Here is a 23,481-nt window from a genome sequence, read left to right as displayed (position 1 = left end):
TAAATTCATTTGTTGAAGGGGAGCTTTAGAGCATGACTTTGGATCAAAGTCAGGGAATGGCAGTCAGCGTACTCGCGAGCAGTAGTTCGGGTAACGTGACTTATATCGAAACGCCACATCAGAAGATTTTGATCGACGCCGGGCTTTCAGGTAAAAAAATTGCCGCATTAATGGCAAGTATTGGTCGCAGTCTAGATGATGTGAACGCATTATTTGTGACCCACGAACATTCCGACCATATTCGTGGTGTCGGTGTTTTGGCACGCAAATATCATCTCGACGTTTACGCCAACGAAGGGACTTGGCAAGCGATGGCACCAAAGATCGGCAAAGTTAGTGTCGATCAACAACATATTCTCAAAACCGGCGGTATCGTCACCTTAGGCGATATGGATATTGAAAGTTTTGGTGTGTCTCATGATGCTGCTGAACCACAATTTTATCAGATCCATCATGACGACAAGGCTTTTGCAATACTGACAGACACGGGTTACGTTTCTGATCGTGTTGCCGGGACGATCAAAAATGCCGACGGTTATTTGATGGAGTGTAATCATGATCTGAATCTGTTGCGCAATGGTGCTTATCCATGGTCGTTGAAGCAACGGATCCTAAGTGATCGTGGACATTTATCGAACGAAGATGGTGCTGAAACATTGATGGATGTTTTGGGCAATCACACGAAGCAGATTTTTCTAGGTCATCTGAGTCAAGAGAATAATTTTAAAGACCTGGCCCACGCAACCGTGACCGGTTTTTTAAAGGATCACGATTTAGGCGTCGGCCATGATTTTAAAATTATGGATACGGATCCAGCAATCGCCGATCCGTTGACAATTATTTGACCAGATTCATTCAGTGGATAGGCTGATCATTCAAATGTGATGTAATTATGACGTCTTTGAGCATTTAAGTACCAAAAAAAGCATGATTAGTTTACGATTTATCAGAGGTTACTTCATAGTTTTTTCATATTTAGACAGTAGTATTATTGGTGAATGATCAGCAAATATACTGTGATTTAGGAGATGTGGATATTGGATAAGCGTAAAAGTACAAAGGGTATTTCATTGTGGCAAATCGCCATTGTTGCGGTTATTTCGGCTCTGATCGGTGGGGGAATTGCCTACGCCGGTTTTACGATGTTGAACAATAACACGACTAACAGTGCGAGCTCAGCGGATACTTCAAGCTCTTCAGGAACAACTAAGGTAAGTAATGTTTCGGTGAAAACAAGTAGCTCAATGACCAAAGCGTTTAGCAAAGTTGAAGGTGCGGTTGTTTCAGTCATTAACCAGCAACGTCAAAGCAGCAGCGATGATGATATTTTCTCAGGCATGTTTGGCGATAGTAGTGATGATAGTTCGAGCAGTTCTTCGTCAAGTTCATCAGATCTAGAAACGGTTAGTGAAGGATCTGGCTTGATCTACAAGAAGGCGGACGGTAAAGCTTATATTGTCACTAATAATCACGTTGTTTCTGGATCCGACAAGATTGAAGTTATTTTAGCCGACGGAACTAAGCTAACGGCTAAAACTGTGGGTACTGATGAAACGACCGACTTAGCCGTTTTATCGATCGATAGTGCAAAAGTAACTGCAGTTGCCACGTTTGGTAATTCTTCGACGGTTACTGCTGGCGAACCTGTCATTGCCATTGGTTCACCATTGGGCAGTGATTATGCCACTTCAGTAACGCAAGGGATCATTTCCGCTAAGTCGCGGACGATCGATGTAACCGATGAGGATACGAATCAAGTAACCGGACAAGCAACCGTTATTCAAACGGATGCTGCGATCAATCCAGGTAACTCTGGCGGTCCTCTGGTCAATAGTTCTGGTCAAGTTATTGGGATCAACTCAAGCAAGTTAGCATCGAGTTCTGATGGCACTTCTGTCGAAGGTATGGGCTTTGCCATTCCGAGTGACGAAGTTGTCCAAATCGCCAACCAGTTAGTAACGAATGGTAAAGTTTCACGGCCAGCATTAGGTGTTTCGGTGGTTGACTTAACGAATATTTCTGCTGATCAACAAAAATCAACCCTGAAATTACCAACAACAGTCACTAGTGGTGTTGTCCTGGCTTCAGTCGACTCAGATTCACCTGCTAAAACAGCCGGCTTGAAGAAATATGATACCATTGTTGAAATTGACGGCAAGAAGATCGACAGCATTGCAACGATCCACACAGTTCTTTATAGCCATGCAATTGGTGATACCGTCAAAGTGAAGTATTATCGTGACGGCAAGCTTAAAGAGGCTAGTGTGACCCTGAATAAGGAAGCGTCAAGCAGCACATCTAGCTCGAGCAGCAGTTCCAATTAATAGATAAGTTTACGGAGATCTCTCTGAATCCCTCATCGGATCAGAGAGATTTTTTTGTAGTTGGTAAGGTGGCCAGCTCATTTAATTATAGAATTAGTTCGGGGTGTGGAAAATTCTGAGATAGATAAAGGAACAATGGAACATTTTCCAGTTTAATAACAAAAAGATCGATATTTTTCTAATTGTTCGTTTTTAATCGGTTGTCAAAACATGCCGAAAAAGTCGATAATGGATTATGAGAATATAAATACTCAATATTTTCCGGATAATTACCGGTTAAAGCTCAAACTGATTTATTTTGGTTTGTATTTTTCATTAAAATACGGTAGAAAGTGTTTCACAGCAATATTCGTAAATTAGCGCAAACAACTGCTTAATGTTTTCTTAACAATTGCCAAGCAGAGTTTGAATATTTGTCAAGAGAAAATAGGGTGTTATAAAATTATCCACAGGCTGTTGATAGAACTGTGCATATCTAGTTATAAGAGGATTTGAAGCGGCTTTAAAACTTATCCACACAATTGTTAACAACTGTGGATAAGTTTCTTAAAATAAAAACCAGTTGCGTAAAACACGGTAACAATAGGTGTTTCACGCAAATAATTCCCAACTGATCCTGGGGAAAAGTAGGGGATAACTAAAAAATAAAATAATATCCTTGACATCCAATAATGGAATATTTTGTATCAAGCGATTTTTTTGACACAAGACTTCGGGGCGAACATGTGTACAAGTGGATAACTTTGTGGATAACTTGGGGATATTCACAGTTATAAAGTCCTCCTGTTAGTAAATACACCAAAACAGCCCGAAAATTTTTCCACAACCCACTTTTTTTAAAATATCGAGTAACTTTTTCATGACGAAAGATTTTATGAGTCCACAAAACTAGAAGAAGCGTCGTCGATTCGAATCCAGGATCCACTATCCTTTTAACCACAACCCCAGAATCTTTCAGCACCCAGCCCTAACGCCACAAAACGAATGAGCCGTAAACTCCAGTTCTAGTCTACAAAAACGCACAAGCCACAAAAAAACAACACCAGGGGTTAGGTGTTGTTGCGAGATAATTTTATGGAAAAGTTGTGGGTGGTTCAGGAGTTGGTTGCTCGCCAGGATGCTCTAGTGGTGAAATTGGCGGAACAACAGGTGGGCGATGCTGTGGATTAATATCTGGTTGCACGGGTGGTTGGACGTCGGGTTGTTCATCTGGATGTTTCAACGGCCGTTGTTGAGGCTCATCTGGTTGTTGATCAGGCTTAACCGGTTTGGGATCTACGGCATCCGGATCATGATCTGAATTTGAATTCGGGTCAGCTTCTGGATCGGTTTCCGGTTGAAGCAAATGGTCATCATGCTGTTCTTGCTGTTCCGCTAACCTCCGCCCAGTTTCATCCAAACTATTGTCAGTTGAATCCAATCCACCATCAACTTGATCCATTTCGTTAAGATCATCCGCAGTTGCTTCGTGCTCATGCATTTGTTGATCGACGAGTTCATTTTCGTCTTGACGTGGTGTGTGCTTGAAATTATCCTGCTTCATACTGATCACTCCTTTGATTGAATTAAAGTCCTCTAACTCAATCTTAACGAACTGTTGTCAGGACAAACAAGAAATATGCATGACAGCACAAAAGTGGTCGCTGATACATCCGCCACTCACTAGAAATCCCCGGGTCTTTCAGCTCACAGCACTAATTATACAAAACGATTGCGACGTTAAACTAAATTCTCCACAGTAAACGATAACAAGCTACAAAAAAACCAGCAGGCTAAGCCCGACTGGTTATGGATTCAAAATGAAATAAGGAGACTAGGACGCTAAATCGACGCGTTGACTGATGAAGTAAATCAGGATCGCCCCAATGGCCATAGATACGAATTCACCAAGAGCAGTGGTTAAATAGGTCATCCAGAATGGAAGTTGGAGCAAAACAGTCAATTCTAAGGCAATCAGAAACATGAAGAAGGTTCCGATCACGACGCTAGCCACTAATTTTGCCTTCAGGTTCGGCAACTTCTTGGCTACGAAATAAATTACGGTCAAGGCGATCAATGTTTCCGCCGAGCCCCAGAGAATGTCGACAACACCCAGTGTGCTCGAAAGATTAGCGAGAATACAGCCTAGAGTAACGCCCCAAATATAGCGTTTATTGAAAATAACCAGGCAGTTCAACATTTCCGAAAGCCGTAACTGAACGGCACCATAGCCCAGGCCAAACATCTGGCTTAAATAAGTTAGAGCTACATATAATGCGGCAATAATTGCGGCGACAACAATATCGCGCAGGTGATTCTGTTCTTTTGTCATATTAAAACACTCCTTTATGAGAGCGAACGGATTTTACCGGCGTTAAATTGTCGGGTGATCAGAACTTCTCACTCATTAACTGCAGCCAAAGGAGAAACCTTGCGGAATCAAAAGTGCTGCAGTGGATTCTTAGATCCGTTTACTAATATAGACCAAATATGACACGATATGCAAGTCTGTTTCAATAAAAGTGAGTAATAAGCCTCTTTTCATAGTAAAATGAAACTAGCATTCAGAATGGAAGTGGATCAAGTTGACGATTAAAATAATTGCAGTTGGTAAATTAAAAGAGAAATATTTCAAGGCGGCGATTGCAGAATACGCAAAAAGATTGAGTCGCTTCACGAAATTCGCATTAGTCGAAGTCGCGGATGAAAAAGCACCAGAAAAATTGAGCCAGGCACAAATGGATCAAGTGATGGCAGTTGAAGGCGAACGGATCCTCGGTAAAATAAAAGATAAAGAGTATGTCATCGTATTGGCTATCAATGGCCGCCAGAGAGCTTCTGAAGATTTCGCTAAGGAGTTATCAGACTTGACGACATATGGCCACAGCGACATCACCTTCGTCATTGGTGGCTCGTTGGGACTGAGCCCGGCGGTAATGAAACGCGGTGACGATACTTTGAGCTTTGGCAAATTAACATTGCCCCACCAACTCATGCGTGTGGTGCTTAGCGAACAAATTTACCGGGCATTTATGATCAATGAGGGCAGCCCCTATCATAAATAAAGAAGCGGCTGATGTTTGCGAATTATAAAGGAGCGACAACATGATTATTAATCCAACGAAAAAATCGCTACCGATTTTTAATAAGCTCATAAAGACAGCAGATGTTACTAAGGCAAAACAATTTTCGATAGCTAATCCGTTGTTTTCTTGGCATGCAAATTACTTTTTAGTGAACCGCAAAAAGGTTGTTCTATTGGTCAACGACTTAACCTATGCAGCCGTTGTGCTGTATGATATTAGTGCTAAAAATAAATCAAATCTCGATCAGTATATCATTGCCGGTATGCGCGAAGCGTTTCTAAGCGTCGGGGTTAAAAATGAGCGCATTGACGCTTATTTGGAGTTGGCAGGAACAATTGAAATCGGTGCTGGCTTTGATCGACATGTGACCGGAGCCGTGACTAACATGATCACGCTGAGCAGTGGAGGCAGACTTATCGATCCGAGAAAAATGATTCAAAGTGACTTAATGAAATATTTGATGCGGATTCCATTTCGTCAGAAAGAATATACTTTCGCCACTAAAGCTGTGTTAAAAGCATTTGCTAGTGGATTATCAATTGTTGAGAGTCATGTGGCCGAAACGCAGACACCGGTGTATCACGTTAATAAAACTTGGACAGATTATCATCAATGGGATAAATATGAAGGGGATCGTTCATTGTTTGCGGATGATGGTCAGCGTTATGAACGTATCATGAAAGAAGTGCAGGCAAATAATGCGCAGATACTGACCGAGTTTAAGAATTACTTAGCCAATTCGGCGGGGTTGTCGAAGAAAGTTGTCAACAAACATGCCAATAATGTTGATTTGTTTATCAACCAATTCATGCTTTATTACACAATCAAAACACCTTTGAAAATGGCCGATGATGTGGCGGATTACTTGTCAGATTGGTTTCCTCGGAAGGTTGCCTATTCGCCAAATGAGATCAAGTCCAACGCGACTTCGATCAAAAAATTTGCCAAGTTCATGGAAGTTGCAGGTGAACTCAGCCAATCTGACGGTAAACGCGCTAAGGCAGCTATAAAAATGGGAACCGAATTAGGTGTTGAACAGATGCTGATTATTGATAACATGTCGGATATTTGGTGATGATTGAGCTACAGCAGCAATTGAATCATCTTCAATACAAAAAAACACGTTAAGGGTGAAATTACCTCCAGCGTGTTTATTTTTGTGTTGAAATTTAATTTGTTAATTAAAAATATCTACGGTCTAATAAACTCAAAATTGACTTGTGTTACTTGGAATGAAGCTCTTGCGAACAACTAATTCCGAGTTGATTAAAATACGTCGTCGGATACTATTTTTAGAAATAATATTGTCGTTTAGAATATTAATTGCGATTCGACTCATTTCGTTAAGATCAATATTAAATGTTGTTAAGGGTGGCGAGACGTATTTTGCAACATCAATGTCATTCACACTGATGATCGAAGTATCTTTTGGAACGGTAATTCCATGTTCATTAAATGCTTGTAAAACACCGATTGCAATCGGGTCAGAGGCGATAAAGAAACCATCCGGTAAATCGTCCTTGAGAGTTGAAACAACTTTAAGCCCGAGTTCATAACCAGTATTAACGGAAAAATGCCCGGCAGAAAAAATATATTTATCTTGTAACAGTCCAAGTTCTCGCAGGTAATTACGAAATATCCGCTCTCGTTCATCGAGTGAAACTTTACCCGTGTCTGGATTGAAGTTGCAGCCACCGATAAAGCCAATATTTTTGAATCCATTTGCACGGAACTGCTTGATCGCTCGCGTGGTGATATTCTCAATGTCAGGTTGTACGGAACTGAATGAAGTCGGATCAGGATTGGTATCAATGAAAATGCCATTATCAGAAATTTTTTTTAACTCAACCAATATTTTGTCTTTGAAACTACCCACTGCAATGTAGCCATCAATTTGTGAGGTTGTTGGGGCCACATCGGAAACATTATTATAAAAGATGGCGTTCATATTCATTTTATCAGCCGCAATTTTTAAACTCTTGCGTATGCCATTAAAATAAACATCCTCTAATTCTTCTTTCGGAGTGATCGCAAAGAAAATGGCGATATTACGTACGGGTAATTGATTTTCACGACCAACATAACCCAAGTCAGTGGCAACTTTCAAAATTTTATTTTTCGTCTCATCAGCAATTGAGAAAGTTGGATCATTATTTAATAATCGAGAAACAGTTGCGGCTGAATAACCGGATTTTTTTGCAATCTCTCTAATAGTTACCAATATTGTTCCCCCTTGAATAAAAATAGCTACTCAAATAATATATCACTTTATAAATAAACAGTAAACAAAAATAACGTTTGTTTACTAATGTTTAGGACATAATTATAATAACGTATTTACTTTTTTAAATAAATACGTTATTATGTAACTGTAACCGATTACATATCTTGGAAGGTGGAGTTCTAATGAAAAAGGGTTGGGTAAAATTAATTGCAGCATCTGCATTGATGTTAGTTGGTTTGGCTGGATGTGGACCATCTAGCTCCGGATCTAGTTCAAGTTCGAAGAGCGATAGTAAGTCGGGTGGCTCTTTACTTGTTTGGGAAGATAAAGATAAGTCTGATGGGATTAAAGCGGCGGTTAAAGAGTTTGAAAAAGAAAATAACGTTAAAATTAAAATCGTTGAGAAAACATACGCGGATCAACTGAAACAATTGCGTTTGGATGGCCCAGCAGGAACAGGTCCTGATGTTATTACAATCCCTGGCGATCAAATTGGAACCGCCGTTACTGAAGGATTGTTAAAGGAATTAAAAGTTTCTAAAGCAACTCAATCGATTTATACGGATTCAGCAATGGAATCGCAAACTGTAGATGGTAAAGTATATGGTTTACCTAAAGCAGTGGAATCGACAGTTCTGTTCTATAACAAAAAAATTGTTTCTGAGAAAGATTTACCACAGACAACTGAAGAATGGTATACCTTCTCTAAAGAACAACGTGCCAAGGGTAAGTATGGTTTGTTAGCACTTTGGGATCAAATCTATTATGCACAGGGTGTCTTTAGCGGTTATGGCGGCTATATCTTTGGTCAGAAATCTAATGGCGCCTATGACGCAACAGATATTGGTTTGAATAATAAGGGCGCTGTTGAGGCTGCAACTTATATTAGTAAGTTTTACAAAGATGGTCTATTTCCTAAAGGTATTTTAGGTGACAAGGGAATTAATGTTTTGGATTCTCTGTTTACTGAAGGTAAGGCGGCCGCAGTTATTTCTGGTCCATGGAATTTTGAGCCATACAAGAAAGCCGGTATTGATTATGGAGTTACGCAACTCCCTAAGTTGGCTAATGGGAAACAAATGAGTTCATTCATTGGGGTTAAGAGTTATAACGTCAGCACATATTCTAAGAACGCTACCGTTGCTGAAAAATTTGTTAAGTTTCTTGCAGATAAGAAGAATTCCAAGAAACGCTATGAAATTACTGGTGAAGTACCAGCTATCAAGTCGCTAGTAGATAGTAGCGCAGTTAAGAACGACGCAAATGCAGAAGCAGTGGCTAAACAATCACAGAGTGCCGAATTGACACCGAATATTACTGAAATGGATCAAGTTTGGACACCGATCAACAATGCATTACAAGTAATTGCGACGGATAAAGCAACTCCTAAGAGTGCTTTGGATAGTGCTGTTAGTCAAATCAATAGTGCAATTAAAGCAAATGGGAAAAAATAATTAATTGATTATCATATTGATTGACTTAAAGGGCTCGCTTTTGGGCCCTTTTATAAATGAGAAAGGAAGTTTTATCAATGGATAAAGCTGCAAAACAATCTAAATCGCACGCCAAAACAGCTGCGTTGCTTTCAATCATTCCGGGATTGGGACAACTATACAATAAACAGCTGATTAAGGGCATTGGCTTTTTGATCATTGCCATTTTGTACGTGACTGGATTCTGGAGTCTGTTCAACATGGGATTCTGGGGGCTCTTTACCTTGGGAACTGAGGTACCACGTGATAATTCGATTTTCTTGCTTGCTGAAGGTCTAATTGCAGTTCTGATTTTGGGTATTGGTTTATTATTCTATTACATGAATTTTCGGGATGCATATCAGAACGGTGAAAAAATAGATATGGGACAGCACCCGGAGAAGTTTGTTGGCAGTATAAAATCACTGTTCAATACAAATTATCCTTATTTGTTGATCAGCCCAGGTTTACTATTATTGATTTTTACAGTTATTTTTCCAATTTTATTCAGTTTCGCGCTGGCGTTTACCAATTATGATCTGTATCATACGGCACCTGCGCATTTAGCCGACTGGGTTGGATTTAATACCTTCAAACAAATATTTACAGTGGATATCTGGCGTTCAACTTTTTTTGATGTTCTAGGCTGGACAGTTATTTGGACGTTGGTTGCCTCAACACTTTCTGTAACTATTGGAATTTTCATGGCAATTGTTGTTCATCAAAAAGATTTGAGACTCAAAAAACTTTGGCGAACAGTGCTAGTACTTCCTTGGGCAGTGCCCGGATTTGTAACAATTTTGATTTTTGCGGGTATGTTTAATGACAGCTTTGGTGCGGTTAACACGGTTATCTTGCATGCGTTAGGTATTCACCCAGTTTCGTGGATGACCAATGCGGCCTGGACGAAAGTTGCGTTACTATTTGTTCAGAGTTGGTTAGGATTTCCATACATTTTTGTTGTGACTACCGGTGTGTTGCAATCTATTCCAGAAGATCTGTATGAAGCTGCAATCATGGATGGTGCCACAGCATGGCAGAAATTCAGTAAAATTACCCTACCGTTCATTTTGGCACAAATGGCACCTATTATTATTACGCAATATACTTTCAATTTTAATAATTTCAATATTATTTACCTATTCAATAATGGTGGTCCGGCGGTTCCAAACTCGACAGCGGGTGGAACTGACATTCTAGTCTCTTGGATCTACAAATTAACGATGCAATCCAATCAATATGCATTAGCGGCAGCGTTGACGATTTTGCTATCAGTCTTCGTTATTGGAATTGCATTATGGCAATTTAAGAGAACGAATTCGTTCAAGGAGGGATAAAGATGCACAGTATTAAGAAAAATAAAAATATTCGACTAGGATCTTCTTATGTTCTGTTAGTCGTGATGTCGATTCTCATTTTTTATCCGCTTGCTTGGACTATCGGGGCTAGTTTCAATAAAGGTAATAGTTTAGTTAGTACTACTTTAATTCCTAAAAGCCCAACTCTAGCACACTATGTGGAGCTGACGAAAACAAGCGGTAGTTTCTATTACTTCCAATGGTTCTTAAACTCGTTGAAAATTAGTGTTGTGACGATGGTATTATCTGTCGCCTTGGTTTCAGTTACCGCTTATGCATTTTCACGTTTCAGATTTAAAGGCCGTAAAAATGGGCTAGTTTTATTCTTGCTATTACAGATGATTCCGCAGTTTTCAGCCTTGATCGCGTTATTTGTCATGGCTCAGATGCTCCACTTGGTTAATAGTCACTTTCTGTTGATTTTGATTTATGTCGGTGGTCAAATTCCGATGAATACGTATTTAATGAAGGGTTATATTGATTCCATTCCGGTCTCACTGGATGAGAGTGCGTTGCTGGATGGTGCGGGTTATACGAGAATCTTCTTACAGATTATTGTTCCGCTCGCCAAGCCAATGATTGCTGTTGTCGCCATGAACGGTTTCACCGGGCCATTAGGAGACTTCGCATTGTCGTCAGTTATCTTACGTGATCCTAAGTCTTATACGTTACCGATCGGTCTTTATAATTTAATCAATGATAAGATGGGTGCCAGTTATACCCTGTTTGCAGCCGGCGCAATTCTAATTAGTATTCCGGTTGCAATTGTCTTTATCTTGTTGCAGAAGAACTTTGTAAGTGGATTAACTGAAGGGGGAACTAAAGGATAATGAATCGTCTTAATTCAACTTTTCTCCTTCATGGTGGAGATTACAATCCTGAGCAATGGCAGAAATATCCAGCCATTCTAGACCAAGATTTTAAAATGATGCAAGAAGCTCATGCTAACACAGTAACAGTTGGAATGTTTTCTTGGTCAGCCATTGAACCAGAAGAAGGTGTTTATCATTTCGAGTGGTTAGATGATGTGTTTGACCGGATGGAAAAAATTGGTGGCAAGGTTATTCTTGCTACTCCTAGTGGTGCACGACCGGCCTGGTTGGCACAGAAATATCCTGAGGTTTTACGTACGAATGAAAAAGGTGAGAAGTTACTTTTTGGTGAACGTCATAATCATTGTTTCACTGCGCCGATCTACCGTGAAAAAGTGCGTGAATTTAATACGTTATTAGCTAAAAGATATGGTCAGCGCAAAGGTCTGCTGATGTGGCATATTTCTAATGAGTATGGTGGTGAATGTCACTGTGATCTTTGCCAAGCCGCTTTTAGAAATTGGTTAAAAAACAAATATGGCACACTTGAGGCTTTGAATGATGCTTGGTGGACAACGTTTTGGAGTCACTGTTATACAGATTGGTCACAAATTCATTTGCCCTCGCCTTTAGGTGATACTAGCCTACAGGGGTTAAATTTAGACTGGCGACGATTTGTTAGCGATCAAACGATTAATTTTTATGAGAATGAAATCAAACCATTACGGTTGATTACACCAGACGTGCCGATTACAACCAACTTTATGTCAGACACTTTTGACATGGTTCCCTTTCACGGGTTAGACTACTATAAATTTGCTAAGCATCTTGATGTGGTCAGTTGGGATTGTTATCCTGCTTGGAACAACGATTTCGAAACGCCTGCGCAAACAGGTATGAAAGTTGCAATGATCGATGATTATTTTCGTAGCCTTAAACAACAAGATTTCCTGATTATGGAATCAACGCCATCACAAGTGAATTGGCATCCGGTTAATCACGCTAAACGACCGGGAGTACACCAACTTGCAAGTCTACAACATATTGCTCATGGCTCAGATAGTAATTTATATTTTCAGTGGCGGCAGTCTCGCGGTGCCTCGGAAATGTTTCATGGCGCAGTGATTACACAAAATGGAAGTAATCAAACTCGCGTGTTTAAAGATGTCAAACAAGTGGGTATGGATCTGACTAAATTATCGGAAATTAAGGATGTCCCATATCAATGTGCAGAAGTTGCAATTGTATTTGATCAGAGCAATATGTGGGCGCTAAACGATAGTCAGAATTATTCGATGGCGACTAAGAAATATTGGCAAACGTTGCAACAACATTATCAATATTTCTGGCAACACGATATTCCTGTTGATATTATTTCTCCAGAAACGGATCTAGCAAAATATCGTTTGGTGATTGATCCGATGCATTTCTTAATGGCAGAGAAGTTCATGGATAAATTGGCTAAGTTTGCCAGCAATGGTGGAACTGTTGTAGGAACATATATTTCTGGCGTTGTCGACGAACGTGATCTTGCTTACATTGGTGGCTGGCCAACGCAATTACAACAATTATATGGTTTGACGGTTAAAGAAACTGATACACTTTATCCTCAGCAGGCCAATGAAATCAAGGCTGGTGATCATGGTTATCGAGCAACAGATTATTGCGAAATACTTGAAGTTGATACGGCGGAGGTTCTAGCGAGCTATACACAGGATTTTTATGCAGGCACAGCTGCTGCAACTAATCATCCAGTTGGACAAGGAAGTGCATACTTTATTGCTTGCCGAACAGATACGGATTTTCTGGCTGATTTTTATCAGAAGATTGTTGCGGATATTGGTTTGAACAAGCAGCAATCAATAATTAAAGATAGCTCGAGCGTTTCGATTCAAATTCGTGAAGATAAGACAAATGAGTATTTATTTGTTTTGAATTTTGACTCGAAGCAACATGAAATCTTGGTTAATGACCCAATGATTGAATTGTTGTCGAATCAAGAGCAAGAAGGGAAGTCAAACATCGAACCGTTTGGTGTTAAAGTTTACCGACGATTAAAATAATGATTAAAAATAAAGCAGCAGAATCCGTCTTGGATTTTGCTGTTTTATTTTTTGACTTCTAGCGAACAGCAAAATATGTTTTTTTAATGATTTTATGATGAAGTCAAGCAAACTTTAATTGCGAAAACGAGTGTCAGATATTTCAATCGTTAAATTTAGTTCAAACAACTTGATAAAAGTCACAAATTATAACAAAAAAGTACAATTTTATTACATATAATTAATAGGTGATGTTCTAATATAACGGATTTTCTGAATTCATAATCGGTTGCAATCTAAAATAAATCAATTTGAAGTTTGATGAATGGATTGATATTTATGTGCGTCGTTTTACATATCACGGGTCAATTATCATTGACGTTTATTTGAAAAGGCTTTTTTTCTGTTATATTTATGTTAATTGAAGTACAAGTGAAAGTGGTGAAATCTTTGGGAAATACTTATGGAAAAGCCTATCGCCTCTTGAGAAGTAGCAAGGGATTTACACAAGAAGAAGCAACTGGGTCATCGATCACCAAGCAAGCACTGTCACTGTTCGAAAATGATCGCTCGATGATTTCACTTGACCATTTTGTCGATATTCTTGGCAATATCAATGCTTCGTTTGAAGAATTCATTACTTTGGTTCAAGGCGAAGATAATCGCGAGTGGATTTTGGCCGAAATCCATCATGCTCAACGGAAACAAGATCTTCTACAGATCAAGCGGATTTATGAGCGTGCATGTGAGCTGGCTGATGAAAACGAGGACCAATATTTCTATCAGCACTTAAGAATTTTGACTAAAATATTTGCGGTGCAGATCGATCCATACGCTGAAGCTGTGACGGATGAGGAAGTTGAAACGATCCATGACTATCTCATTCGGGTTGAGCTTTGGGGAAATTATGAGTATGATTTGTTTCGTGACACAATTGATCTATTCAGTGCTTCGCAAATCCTGCTATTGAGCAATGAGGCGTTTGACGCCAGGCATGTGGAGGATAGAGTCAGTCATCTGACTGGTAACTGTGCTGAAGAATTATTATTTGCAATTATTGATCGTCTGTTGACTTTAGGCGAGGTTGATAAATGCCGTGAGTTCCTGGACAAAGCGGCCATTTATTTGAACCAAGATGATATAAACATTCTCATGAAGATGAAATATTTCAAGGGGATCATAGATTATCTGCAAGGTGATCCTAAAGGTAAAGAAGCAGCTAAAAGTGTGATCAACATGATTTATGATTTTGGCAATCGCGAAATGGCAAATAAATTATTTCAACAGTACCAACAATTTATAGTAGAATAGTATTTTTCGAAAGCATTTCCTGCAATAATTGCGGAAATGCTTTTTATTTATCCTAAAATTAGTAAAGTATAATTGATAAATAGCGTATAGAAAATAGCCGATTATTTGACTATTTTTACTAATAAATCGTATTATTGTGAATTAATCATTGGTTTAAACGCAATTGAATCAAAAAAACAAGAATAAATTGTTGCAAAGCAAACAATATCTGGTAAAATATAATTGACCAAAACATATTTGAAGTTTTTACTCTTTTAATATGTTTAACTCTATACAATAGTAAAGCGTAGAGAAATACGGTAGAAATGGGGAGGGAGTTTCACCTGCATAAATCAATCATACTTGATTAACGGTGAACTTGAATTGTACTTCAAAATTATTATGGGGGAACTAAAATGATAAATAAAAAGAAGGTACTGTCTATTGTGACAGTCAGCGGATTGGCATTAAGTGCTTTGGGAGCATTTGCCACACCAGCAATTCAAAACGGCTTTGCAACTCATGTTGTCCAAGCTGCAAATGTGGAGATCGATAATACATCTGTACGTTCAATTACGGTTCACAAATATGAGAACACAACTCCAGCTGGTGAACAGGCAACTGGGGAAGAGATGGAAGTTGACACAAAAGCTCATCCACCGTTAGCAAACGTGCCATTTAGTGTTGTTAAAGTGACAGCTAAAGATAAAACTAAACCAATCAGCGTGGATAATTATGTTGTCGTTGATGGTGCTGTAACGCAAACAGGTAAAACTGACGCAGCTGGTGTTCATCAGTTCGTACTTGGCACAGGCACAGCCGCTGATGGTTACTACTTATTGCAAGAACATCCATCTTCAGCGATTGAAACACCAATGAAGGATGTTATCGTTAAAGTACCACAGGCAAAAGTTGGCGTAGGTGCATCGGGTTTTTTATATGATGTTAATCTTTACCCTAAGAATGATCTTTCAGACATTGAGCTAGATCTGAATAAAACCTTTTCTGATGATGACAAAGTTGAAAGCGCAGTTAAAGGTGACGATTTAAGCTGGAAATTATCAGCAAACGTCCCAACAAGTGCATATAGCCAACAGGATCTCAACAACGATAGCGATTTCGATGATGAAGGCGAAACTGTTTACGCAACCGAATTCATGTTAGTCGATCCTTTGTATTCAAAGGCACTGACATTTGATAGTGTTGATGGCGCTATTGGCGTTGATGAAGCTGGTCAGAAGGTTACTGACTTGGTTGAAGGAACAGACTATAACGTCACTGCCAACGCAGGCGCAACTGGTACTAGTGTTGAAGGATACCAAATCGTTCAAATCGATATCACTGATGCAGGTAAGAAGAAATTAGTAGAAGCTGGTGCAGATAAGGTTGAATTCATGATGAATACAACCGTTAACAAGGATTACGATGGTCAATTGATCGGAAATACCTTTGATGTCTATTACACGCCTTCTGATGGTAATCCTGGACACGAAACAACAACACCACCAGGTACAGAAGTTCCAGGTTCACCAAAGGATCCTAACACGCCAACAGTTCCTACTAATCCAGAAAATCCTGGTGGGAACACACCAACTGATTATATCGGTCGTGTGGACTTACTGAAGGTTTCTGAAGAAGAGAAATCAACTACTGGCGACGAGAAAAACAATGATGACAACAAGCCACTTGCTGGTGCAGAATTCGCAATTTACACAACGAAAGAAGCAGCTCAAGCAGGCGACGCAGCAATTGGTACCGCAACATCTGACACCGATGGTCGTGTTGTATTCGATAACTTAGTGGCTTTCACTGACACAAATAACGATGGTAAGATCAGCGAGACCGAACAAGCAGCTGGCCCCGCAGAATATTACGTTGTTGAAACGAAAGCACCAGAAGGCTATGAAGTTGATGGCGTTATCCATTTGGTTAAAGCAACAACTGATAACAAGTTTGATTTGACTGTTGTCGATCCTAAGTCAACCTCATCAGACTATCCATTGACTGGTGGTAAAGGCTTAATTACGATCATGATTACAGCTTCTGCATTGATCATCATCGGTGGTGCCGGTGTCTACTACTCAAAGAACAAGAAAAAAGAGGCTTAATCAGCGAACACTAGATTAAAAGGAGGATAAAAAATGCACAAACGTCAGCTTCTTTTACGTCTATTAGCTAGTGCTATTTTCCTCTTTATCGGTTCATTGAGCGCTCCAAATTCGGTTCAAGCGGCTAGCAATGATGCGGTTAAAATTACGATCCACAAAGTTGCTAGCGATCCTAATCATGTGGGTGATAGTCAATCAGTTCATCCAGTCGCAGGCGTTCAATATGACTTAACGCGTGTGGTTGCAACTGAATCACAGTCTATCGATCCCCTTGATCCTTCAACGTACACGCCGGCATCGGGGGCTGATTATTTTCAACAGATAATCACCACGAATGCAGATGGTGACGCTGTGGCGGATGCATCGATTGGGTTAGTAGCAGGCAGTTATTTGATCAAAGAATTGAATGTACCAAAACCGATGAAGCCACTGGTAGTCACGCTGCCATATACGGTTGAGGGAAAAGTTTATTCGTCGGTGACGATCGATCCTAAATCGGGTGTGGTGACAACACCAAGCCCTAAGCCGACAACACCTGCAACTCAGCCACCAGCGCAGATTGCTCAGATGAGTGGGGAAATAAAACAAATTAACTATGCGAGTATTATGATCATGTCGGTTTTTTTAATCATTGCTAGCGGCGCACTTTACTATCGTCGTGGACTCATGACGGATAGAAAAGGGGGCGGCGACAAATGATGAAGAGACTAAAAGCGTCATTGATGTTAGTACTAGTTGTAATTGGCACGATTGGGTCTGGTGTACTTGGCTTATTAACGACTCCCCCAGAGAAAGTAAGCGCCAATACAGCAACAGTCATTCAACCCAATGAGTTTGCACCAAGCGTAGCGGCAAAATTTTCAACCTATTTATCAACGTATAAAACAGAGACTGATGTGCCTCAGGCTAACGGGGTTGTAGACTTAACACAAAATACGATTAACAAAGCTGGCTACTATTTCTTGAATGAGAAGTTTAGTTTGGCACATCCATTCTTTATGAAGTTCTTTGTTAATGTGGGTAATCTTAACGATGAGAATGGGATCGCTGTCTCACTCCATACTGGTGACACCAATCCTGCCAGCTTACTGCAAACGTCGACACCGGGTTTCCTTCAGCAAATTGGCACAATAGGATTGCCAAATGCGATTACTTGGAAATTGGATACGAAAACCAATACAACTGGGTCACAGTTTGTGGATACCATTAATGAAAAAGAAGATGGTGCCGGTGACAACGTGGATACCAAGTATGGGTTTCAGTCATTCATGCTGACAAATTCTTCCGGACAACCGGTATATCGTGATAAAAAAGTTGGTATTACTGACAACAGTGCGGTACCGAACGATGCACTTGTTGCCTTCAAGGCCAGTGGTAGTAATTCTGCACCTGGTTCGGTTACTAATGCGTCCGTTAAATTCATTAACTATGTGAATCAGGTCGTTGGAGCTAATCAGGATCCCAATATCATTCCGTTTTTCACAGGGACGATGGGCGATAGCGATGTTATTGATCTTAACAACGCCCGCTGGCATCCTATTCAGATCCAGTATGATCCAACTTATACTGATGTTGCAACTAATACAACGAAGTCGAACGGACAGATCACAGTCACGTATTTCAAGACGTGGAAAACTGCTGATCCTTCAGTCATCAAGATTCAGAATGTCCGTAATTACTATGCCAAGACATTCCATCTAGATACCATTTCGTTGGCGATGAGCGGTGCGAGTGGATCGACCACAAATCCAAAACAAATGATTACCATGATTAAACCAACGTCTAAAATGGATGTTGGTGTTGGGACCACTAACAATGGGAACACAACTCAGAACACAGATTGGGCTGCAGAGTGGGCAGCTAACGTAGGGATGCATTACAATGCCGCGGTTCCTTATTCGATCCAAGCCTACAAGAGCCCCACAACGACACCAACGGATCCTCCTAGCCCTACTGTTACCACAGATAAATACATTGGAACTGCGGTTACGAAATACAATGGAACCAATATATTAGGTGGTTCAGGAGATCTCTTAAATTATTTCTATGATTTAGACTATTTGTTGAGTTCGACGGTTACTGCAGGCGAACAGTTACCTGCAGCGCCGCCGGGTTACACCCGGCCAACTGTTGCAGATTTTAATGGTAAGAATCCTTATCAGAAGCTCGTTGTCCCACAGGACGCCGGTGGAGTTGTATACGTGCCGTATATTCCAACAATGCAGAACGTCACGGTTAAGCATGTGATTGCAGACCCTAACCAACCGGATGATTCTAAACTAACACCGATCACAACGGATATTAGTCTTAAACCCGTTCTAGATCGCACTGTTAGTGGATTGATGGATCATATCGTGTCGATTACCGGAGATGCAATTTCTGGATATACACAGCAAACGGTGACACCATTTGATTATACGATCAACAAGGCTGGCGATGGCCAGAACATTGTTTATTTGAAATACTCCCTTAATAACGTTCAGTACAAGCTGCAAGGATATAAGGACGGGACTGATCCGACCAATGTGGCTAATCAGTTAGGTCAGCCGATTACTGGCCTATCTGGTAAACCCGGAACGGTGATTTCCCAGACAGATATTAACAGAGTTCAGTACCCGAACTATTTAATCAAGGATGGCTTTATAGGGACCATCCCCCAGATCAATAATGGTATTGTCTATGTTCCGATGGTTCAACAAGTTGGGAAACTGACATTAATTGCTAAAGGTGACGATGGTTCACTGTTTGAGAATGCCACTTTCAAAATTGTGGACGCCAAAGGCAATGCAGTCACGACGGATGCTTCTGGCAACCCCCTGCCAGCTTTGACGACGGATGCAAATGGACAGATCGTATTGCCCAACATGCTTCTTGATCAAGCATATACTGTGACGGAAATGTCTGTACCTAGTGGCTGGGATGTTACCGGTCATTTACAAAGCACAACGCTAACGCTGACTGCTAAGGAAAAGACGCTAACTTTTATTAGCACCAAGCAAATGACGGCCACTTATCCGAACGCCGGTGGTTCAGGTCAACTGAAACTATTGGCAAGTGCAATCGCCATTTTGATGATGGGAATAATTAGTTTTGCGGTCCATTTCTTCAAGAATATGCGCAAACATCGTGCGTGATCTGAACCGTTTCAAAAAATAGTGCGAAATAAAAATTAACTTGATAATTTTTTGGACTATCTGCGGATAGTCCTTTTTTGCCAAAGGTTGAGTGAAAAAATTGTTTGCTATTCAAATCAATAAAGGGTGAGTGTCAATGAAGAAATTTAAGCAGCGGCTACCATTAATACTGAGCTTATTGCTGATCCTTGTGGGTATTGGCGTGCTGTTGTATCCCGTTGTCGCCAATCAGTTAGCGTCGGCGCATCGCTATCAAGTGGTCGACGAAACGAAAGACTATTTCGCCAAACGCCGCGCTGAATATAAGAAAAAGAAAACCTTGATGGCGGATTACAATAAATATATTTATGCTCACCAAAATAGTCGCTATGCACCCAAAGTGACCATCGACCAAATTTTTCCCGATAATGAGCAGGTAGCGATGGGATCGATTGATGTGCCCGCGATCAGTATTAAGAAGATGCCCTTTTATTTTGGCACGTCTGATCAGACCCTGAATAAAGGACTGGGCGTATTTGCGCAAGGCAGTTTACCTGTTGGCGGGAAAAATACGCACGCCGTAATTACCGGACACAGCGGCATTGAGAATCAAATCTATTTTGATAATATTGGTCATTTGAAGTTAGGCGATGTTTTTTACCTCACCACTTTTGGCAAGAAATACGCTTATCAAGTTTATAAAAAAGAAGTTGTGTTGCCTGATCAGATCCACAAAACCGATATTAAATCTGGGGAAGATTCGGTCACGTTGCTGACGTGTACGCCGGTTTATTTCAATACGCACCGGATGTTGGTTACCGGTAAACGAATTCCGCTGAAACGCGCCGAGAAGAAAGTTGTCGAGAAACGCGATGTCTTCACTTATCAGAATATTGCGTTGGCGATCACAGCGTTACTGATTTTGTTGATCATCATTTTCTTGATCGTGCGTCGTCATCATGCGAAGAAACGCAAGCAAAAAGGAGAATCACATGATCAAAAATAAACGACTGCTTCATCGCGCGCTTTTATTTCTCGTGCCGATTATGTATGCGGTGCTTGTGTTATCGCTGGTCAAAATTGGCGATAATTATTTGCGGACACAAACAAAAACGACCACCTCATTATCTTATGCCAAACAAGTTGTTGCGGCTGATAAGGAGAAAAAGGCTTATTACACGGATGAGCTGACTAACGTGGATGCGCGCGAATTATTGAGTGGCAAACAGAATAATGACCAGGTGATCGCCAAAACTGGCGTCGGGCGGTTGAGCATTCCTGCCGTTGACATCAGTTTGCCTATTTTAGTCGGCAGAAACGATCAGACACTTTCAACGGGCGCGGCAACTTATTGGGCTGATGAGCAGGCAGGCAAGGATAATTATATCTTGGCCGCGCACAACTTTATCGGTGCCAATGTGTTGTTGAAAGGAATCGCGCGGCTAACTTTGGGCGAGCTTATTTATGTCAGTGATGCCACTCATATTTACACGTATAAAGTCGCGCTCAATCGCGTGGTCAATAAAAAAGAAGTTCAATATATTGATCCTAAATCAGAACGGCCGATCATCACGTTGCTTCGCTGCGAGGGCAGATTAGGAACGGTGAATCGCCGCGTTGTTCAGGGAAAATTAGTGAAGACGCAACTGTTAAATCGCAAAACGATCAAAACACACAAGTCGCTAGGAATTACCGCCACACCAATCAACCACAAAAATTGGTTAGATCAATTTAAATTGCAACTTGCGCGCGTGGCAGCACAAATTCAAACTGACTTCGCAACCGGAAAATTAAGCTGGACTAGTTTCTTATTGATTTTAGGATTTGTGGCGGCCTTAGCCGTGCCGTTTTTGCCAAGGTTTAACTAAAATCGTTTGGAAATAAAATAAGCATCTTCCGTTAACTGGAAGATGCTTATTTGTGTCCGCTATCAGCGAGGCTTCGTGTACTTCATGTACAAGTAAAAATCAAAACCGCTGCGCTTCGCGTGTTTTTCGGGAACTTTTTTAAAAGTTTGGTAACCTAATTTTTCATAGAGATGAACGGCCTTCGTATTCGTATCGGCGACTTCGAGGGCATAGCTGTGGTAGGGCGTGTGTTCGTGAATGTGCTGGATGATCTGCGTCGCCACACCTCGCCCACGGGAATGACGATCCGTGGCGACGAATTCGATGGTGCCCATTGTCGGCTGAATCTCGAAAGGATAGGGCTTGTCTTCGAACTCGCGCTTCAAAACGTAATAAGCAATTGTACCCATGATAAAACCTAAGTGGCGCCGAAATTCACGCTGCTTTAATTGAATAGAAGGCACACGGCCGTTTGTGCAGGCGGCAAAACCCAAGGCCGTGTCATTTTCTATGGCAACGTAAAAAACATCAGGATTGAAAATGTGAGCGAAAGTTCGCGCTAATTTAGTTTTGTCTTTTGAGAAAAATTTCAGCCAATCATAAAAGCCCTCGACAAAAATACGACTGATATCCGGCCGCAGATCTCGCTTAGCAGCGTTGGCAATAATTATTTCCATAACGGTTATCCTTTTTTGGGTAAGAGTTGTGTTCATAAACCTAGCATAACATGTTTGCCACGCGTTTGGCACCGAAAAAACCGGCCAACATGCACTGGAATCAGCATGATGAATTAAAAATCCGGACAATTTTCAAGTGTGTGCGTTAGGCATATTCATTGTTTTCGCTTGAGTGAGCTTGCTACGATGGAATTGTAGCAGAAAGCGACTATTCAGAGGAGGACATGCATATGACGAATCATCACGACGACCAAGATCAAACATTAGGACAACGAGAACACGAACAGAACTTGTCCCACACCGAAAATAATCCCGGCAATGATCTGAAACAAACCGGCGATCAAAATTCTAATCTACACGATTCCGGCCGCTTCGGTGACACCGACAAACCAGATCGCGACAACGCAAAAATCGCGCAGCGAGCAAAGGACGATGCGCATCAGGCTGCCGCAGGATCAGAGGAATCAACGCAAGCAGATAGCCTGAATAGTGAACTGAGCCAAGAAGAACGTCACGCGAAAGAGCAAGATGCAAACATGGGTGACGATTCAGCCGATGACATCGCTAAATTGACGGGCGACAGACGCGGACTACAGCAGGACAGCTAGTTCGTCGCTTTAATGTAGGCATAAAAAATCGCAAGAATAAAGACGATAGAGTCTTCGTTCTTGTGATTTTTTTGTGGTATGACAACACTTAGTAGGTGTAGTATACTCTCTTGCACCGATAATCATAGGGTGTAATTCCAGTTGACTTTTTAAAAACCATTGAAAAATGACTCTGTGAGCTATAGGCTAGCTCAACTGAAATTTCATTAATTGTTTTGTCGGAGAACAGTAGTAGATGTTTAGCGTTATCAATCTTCTTTTGCAAACAATATTCCTTGAAAGACATGCCAACCTCAGCGCGAAATAATTTACCGACATATTTAGGATCGCGCGACAGTAAAGCACTGATCTCTGTGAGTGTGACCTGTTCATCTAGATTGTTTTCAATATAATTCAACACAGTCACCACAATGGAACTGTAAGTGCTTTTTGGAATATTTGAATATTGATCAAGAAATTCATCAATGGCTTTTTTTCGCGCGTTTTATAATTAAGTTAGCCACCCAGCCAAAATGGTAAAAAAAAGACACCAAGACGAAAA

The 23,481-nt window shown here is 40.7% G+C and carries 20 protein-coding genes; 15 read left to right on the top strand and 5 right to left on the bottom strand.

Features of this window, described 5'->3' with window-relative positions; translation table 11 throughout:
• The first annotated feature begins 32 nt into the window (after positions 1 to 32).
• Together EKM67_RS05085 and EKM67_RS05080 are read left to right on the top strand one after the other, a co-directional pair.
• Positions 33 to 845 (top strand): MBL fold metallo-hydrolase, encoded by an 813-nt coding sequence (locus EKM67_RS05085; RefSeq protein WP_125577910.1) that lies wholly within the window; start codon positions 33 to 35, stop codon positions 843 to 845.
• A 192-nt stretch (positions 846 to 1,037) separates the two neighbouring features.
• Positions 1,038 to 2,324: a S1C family serine protease gene (locus tag EKM67_RS05080; RefSeq protein WP_379894702.1), complete on the top strand. Its 1,287-nt coding sequence runs from the start codon at positions 1,038 to 1,040 to the stop codon at positions 2,322 to 2,324.
• Positions 2,325 to 3,396: 1,072 nt separating this feature from the next.
• On the opposite strand, the gene EKM67_RS05075 is transcribed toward EKM67_RS05080, so the two are convergent.
• Positions 3,397 to 3,867, bottom strand: a complete 471-nt coding sequence (locus tag EKM67_RS05075; protein ID WP_125577908.1) for a hypothetical protein — start codon at positions 3,865 to 3,867, stop codon at positions 3,397 to 3,399.
• Positions 3,868 to 4,137: 270 nt separating this feature from the next.
• On the bottom strand, positions 4,138 to 4,635 hold the full coding sequence (locus EKM67_RS05070) for a QueT transporter family protein (protein ID WP_125577906.1): 498 nt from the start codon (positions 4,633 to 4,635) through the stop codon (positions 4,138 to 4,140).
• Between the two features lie 253 nt (positions 4,636 to 4,888).
• On the opposite strand from EKM67_RS05070, the gene rlmH reads away from it, so the two are divergent.
• Positions 4,889 to 5,368 carry a 23S rRNA (pseudouridine(1915)-N(3))-methyltransferase RlmH gene (gene rlmH / locus EKM67_RS05065; RefSeq protein WP_125577904.1) on the top strand — a complete coding sequence of 160 codons (480 nt, stop codon included), beginning with the start codon at positions 4,889 to 4,891 and terminating at the stop codon, positions 5,366 to 5,368.
• A gap of 40 nt (positions 5,369 to 5,408) precedes the next feature.
• Complete coding sequence (locus EKM67_RS05060; RefSeq protein ID WP_125577902.1) at positions 5,409 to 6,464, top strand: DUF6933 domain-containing protein; 1,056 nt, start codon at positions 5,409 to 5,411, stop codon at positions 6,462 to 6,464.
• A gap of 132 nt (positions 6,465 to 6,596) precedes the next feature.
• On the opposite strand, the gene EKM67_RS05055 is transcribed toward EKM67_RS05060, so the two are convergent.
• Positions 6,597 to 7,610 carry a LacI family DNA-binding transcriptional regulator gene (locus tag EKM67_RS05055; RefSeq protein WP_125577900.1) on the bottom strand — a complete coding sequence of 338 codons (1,014 nt, stop codon included), beginning with the start codon at positions 7,608 to 7,610 and terminating at the stop codon, positions 6,597 to 6,599.
• Positions 7,611 to 7,795: 185 nt separating this feature from the next.
• Between EKM67_RS05055 and EKM67_RS05050 the strand changes: the two genes are divergently transcribed.
• From EKM67_RS05050 to EKM67_RS05005, 10 genes are all read left to right on the top strand, one after another.
• The gene (locus tag EKM67_RS05050; RefSeq protein ID WP_125577898.1) at positions 7,796 to 9,067 is read left to right on the top strand and encodes an extracellular solute-binding protein; all 1,272 of its coding nucleotides are present in this window, start codon (positions 7,796 to 7,798) and stop codon (positions 9,065 to 9,067) included.
• A gap of 77 nt (positions 9,068 to 9,144) precedes the next feature.
• Positions 9,145 to 10,422: an ABC transporter permease subunit gene (locus EKM67_RS05045; RefSeq protein ID WP_125577896.1), complete on the top strand. Its 1,278-nt coding sequence runs from the start codon at positions 9,145 to 9,147 to the stop codon at positions 10,420 to 10,422.
• A 2-nt stretch (positions 10,423 to 10,424) separates the two neighbouring features.
• On the top strand, positions 10,425 to 11,273 hold the full coding sequence (locus EKM67_RS05040) for a sugar ABC transporter permease (RefSeq protein ID WP_125577894.1): 849 nt from the start codon (positions 10,425 to 10,427) through the stop codon (positions 11,271 to 11,273).
• Positions 11,273 to 13,318: a beta-galactosidase gene (locus EKM67_RS05035; protein WP_125577892.1), complete on the top strand. Its 2,046-nt coding sequence runs from the start codon at positions 11,273 to 11,275 to the stop codon at positions 13,316 to 13,318. Before EKM67_RS05040 ends, EKM67_RS05035 begins: the two co-directional genes overlap by 1 nt.
• 429 nt (positions 13,319 to 13,747) lie before the next feature.
• Positions 13,748 to 14,608 carry a helix-turn-helix domain-containing protein gene (locus EKM67_RS05030; protein WP_164506571.1) on the top strand — a complete coding sequence of 287 codons (861 nt, stop codon included), beginning with the start codon at positions 13,748 to 13,750 and terminating at the stop codon, positions 14,606 to 14,608.
• A 395-nt stretch (positions 14,609 to 15,003) separates the two neighbouring features.
• Complete coding sequence (locus tag EKM67_RS05025) at positions 15,004 to 16,695, top strand: SpaH/EbpB family LPXTG-anchored major pilin (RefSeq protein ID WP_125577889.1); 1,692 nt, start codon at positions 15,004 to 15,006, stop codon at positions 16,693 to 16,695.
• A gap of 33 nt (positions 16,696 to 16,728) precedes the next feature.
• On the top strand, positions 16,729 to 17,394 hold the full coding sequence (locus tag EKM67_RS05020) for an isopeptide-forming domain-containing protein (protein ID WP_125577887.1): 666 nt from the start codon (positions 16,729 to 16,731) through the stop codon (positions 17,392 to 17,394).
• Complete coding sequence (locus EKM67_RS05015) at positions 17,391 to 19,829, top strand: SpaA isopeptide-forming pilin-related protein (RefSeq protein ID WP_125577885.1); 2,439 nt, start codon at positions 17,391 to 17,393, stop codon at positions 19,827 to 19,829. The genes EKM67_RS05020 and EKM67_RS05015 overlap by 4 nt, the downstream gene beginning before the upstream one ends.
• Positions 19,830 to 19,965: 136 nt before the next feature.
• Positions 19,966 to 20,814, top strand: coding sequence for a class C sortase (locus EKM67_RS05010; RefSeq protein WP_125577883.1), 849 nt, complete (start codon positions 19,966 to 19,968; stop codon positions 20,812 to 20,814).
• A complete protein-coding gene (locus EKM67_RS05005) occupies positions 20,801 to 21,676 on the top strand; it encodes a class A sortase (protein ID WP_164506570.1) in 876 nt (291 codons plus the stop codon). Before EKM67_RS05010 ends, EKM67_RS05005 begins: the two co-directional genes overlap by 14 nt.
• Positions 21,677 to 21,738: 62 nt before the next feature.
• Here the strand turns inward: EKM67_RS05005 and EKM67_RS05000 are convergent, their stop codons facing one another.
• Positions 21,739 to 22,332, bottom strand: coding sequence for a GNAT family N-acetyltransferase (locus EKM67_RS05000; protein ID WP_125577879.1), 594 nt, complete (start codon positions 22,330 to 22,332; stop codon positions 21,739 to 21,741).
• 230 nt (positions 22,333 to 22,562) lie between these two features.
• On the opposite strand from EKM67_RS05000, the gene EKM67_RS04995 reads away from it, so the two are divergent.
• Positions 22,563 to 22,940 (top strand): hypothetical protein, encoded by a 378-nt coding sequence (locus EKM67_RS04995; protein WP_125577878.1) that lies wholly within the window; start codon positions 22,563 to 22,565, stop codon positions 22,938 to 22,940.
• A gap of 88 nt (positions 22,941 to 23,028) precedes the next feature.
• Here EKM67_RS04995 and EKM67_RS04990 read toward each other — a convergent pair whose 3' ends face one another.
• Complete coding sequence (locus tag EKM67_RS04990) at positions 23,029 to 23,340, bottom strand: helix-turn-helix domain-containing protein (RefSeq protein WP_164506569.1); 312 nt, start codon at positions 23,338 to 23,340, stop codon at positions 23,029 to 23,031.
• Between the last annotated feature and the right edge of the window lie 141 nt (positions 23,341 to 23,481).

Origin of the sequence: Lapidilactobacillus mulanensis, from assembly GCF_003946215.1 — a bacterium.
Classification (GTDB): Bacteria; Bacillota; Bacilli; order Lactobacillales; family Lactobacillaceae; genus Lapidilactobacillus; species Lapidilactobacillus mulanensis.
This window is presented reverse-complemented; position numbering and strand designations above follow the sequence as displayed.

What these genes read in the sequence shown, in the direction of transcription:
- EKM67_RS05085 (WP_125577910.1), top strand. Translation starts at nt 33, where the DNA reads ATGACTTTGGATCAAAGTCAGGGAATGGCAGTCAGCGTACTCGCGAGC.
- EKM67_RS05075 (WP_125577908.1), bottom strand. Translation starts at nt 3,867, where the DNA reads ATGAAGCAGGATAATTTCAAGCACACACCACGTCAAGACGAAAATGAA.
- EKM67_RS05070 (WP_125577906.1), bottom strand. Translation starts at nt 4,635, where the DNA reads ATGACAAAAGAACAGAATCACCTGCGCGATATTGTTGTCGCCGCAATT.
- EKM67_RS05060 (WP_125577902.1), top strand. Translation starts at nt 5,409, where the DNA reads ATGATTATTAATCCAACGAAAAAATCGCTACCGATTTTTAATAAGCTC.
- EKM67_RS05050 (WP_125577898.1), top strand. Translation starts at nt 7,796, where the DNA reads ATGAAAAAGGGTTGGGTAAAATTAATTGCAGCATCTGCATTGATGTTA.
- EKM67_RS05045 (WP_125577896.1), top strand. Translation starts at nt 9,145, where the DNA reads ATGGATAAAGCTGCAAAACAATCTAAATCGCACGCCAAAACAGCTGCG.
- EKM67_RS05040 (WP_125577894.1), top strand. Translation starts at nt 10,425, where the DNA reads ATGCACAGTATTAAGAAAAATAAAAATATTCGACTAGGATCTTCTTAT.
- EKM67_RS05035 (WP_125577892.1), top strand. Translation starts at nt 11,273, where the DNA reads ATGAATCGTCTTAATTCAACTTTTCTCCTTCATGGTGGAGATTACAAT.
- EKM67_RS05025 (WP_125577889.1), top strand. Translation starts at nt 15,004, where the DNA reads ATGATAAATAAAAAGAAGGTACTGTCTATTGTGACAGTCAGCGGATTG.
- EKM67_RS05020 (WP_125577887.1), top strand. Translation starts at nt 16,729, where the DNA reads ATGCACAAACGTCAGCTTCTTTTACGTCTATTAGCTAGTGCTATTTTC.
- EKM67_RS05015 (WP_125577885.1), top strand. Translation starts at nt 17,391, where the DNA reads ATGATGAAGAGACTAAAAGCGTCATTGATGTTAGTACTAGTTGTAATT.
- EKM67_RS05010 (WP_125577883.1), top strand. Translation starts at nt 19,966, where the DNA reads ATGAAGAAATTTAAGCAGCGGCTACCATTAATACTGAGCTTATTGCTG.
- EKM67_RS05005 (WP_164506570.1), top strand. Translation starts at nt 20,801, where the DNA reads ATGATCAAAAATAAACGACTGCTTCATCGCGCGCTTTTATTTCTCGTG.
- EKM67_RS05000 (WP_125577879.1), bottom strand. Translation starts at nt 22,332, where the DNA reads ATGGAAATAATTATTGCCAACGCTGCTAAGCGAGATCTGCGGCCGGAT.
- EKM67_RS04995 (WP_125577878.1), top strand. Translation starts at nt 22,563, where the DNA reads ATGACGAATCATCACGACGACCAAGATCAAACATTAGGACAACGAGAA.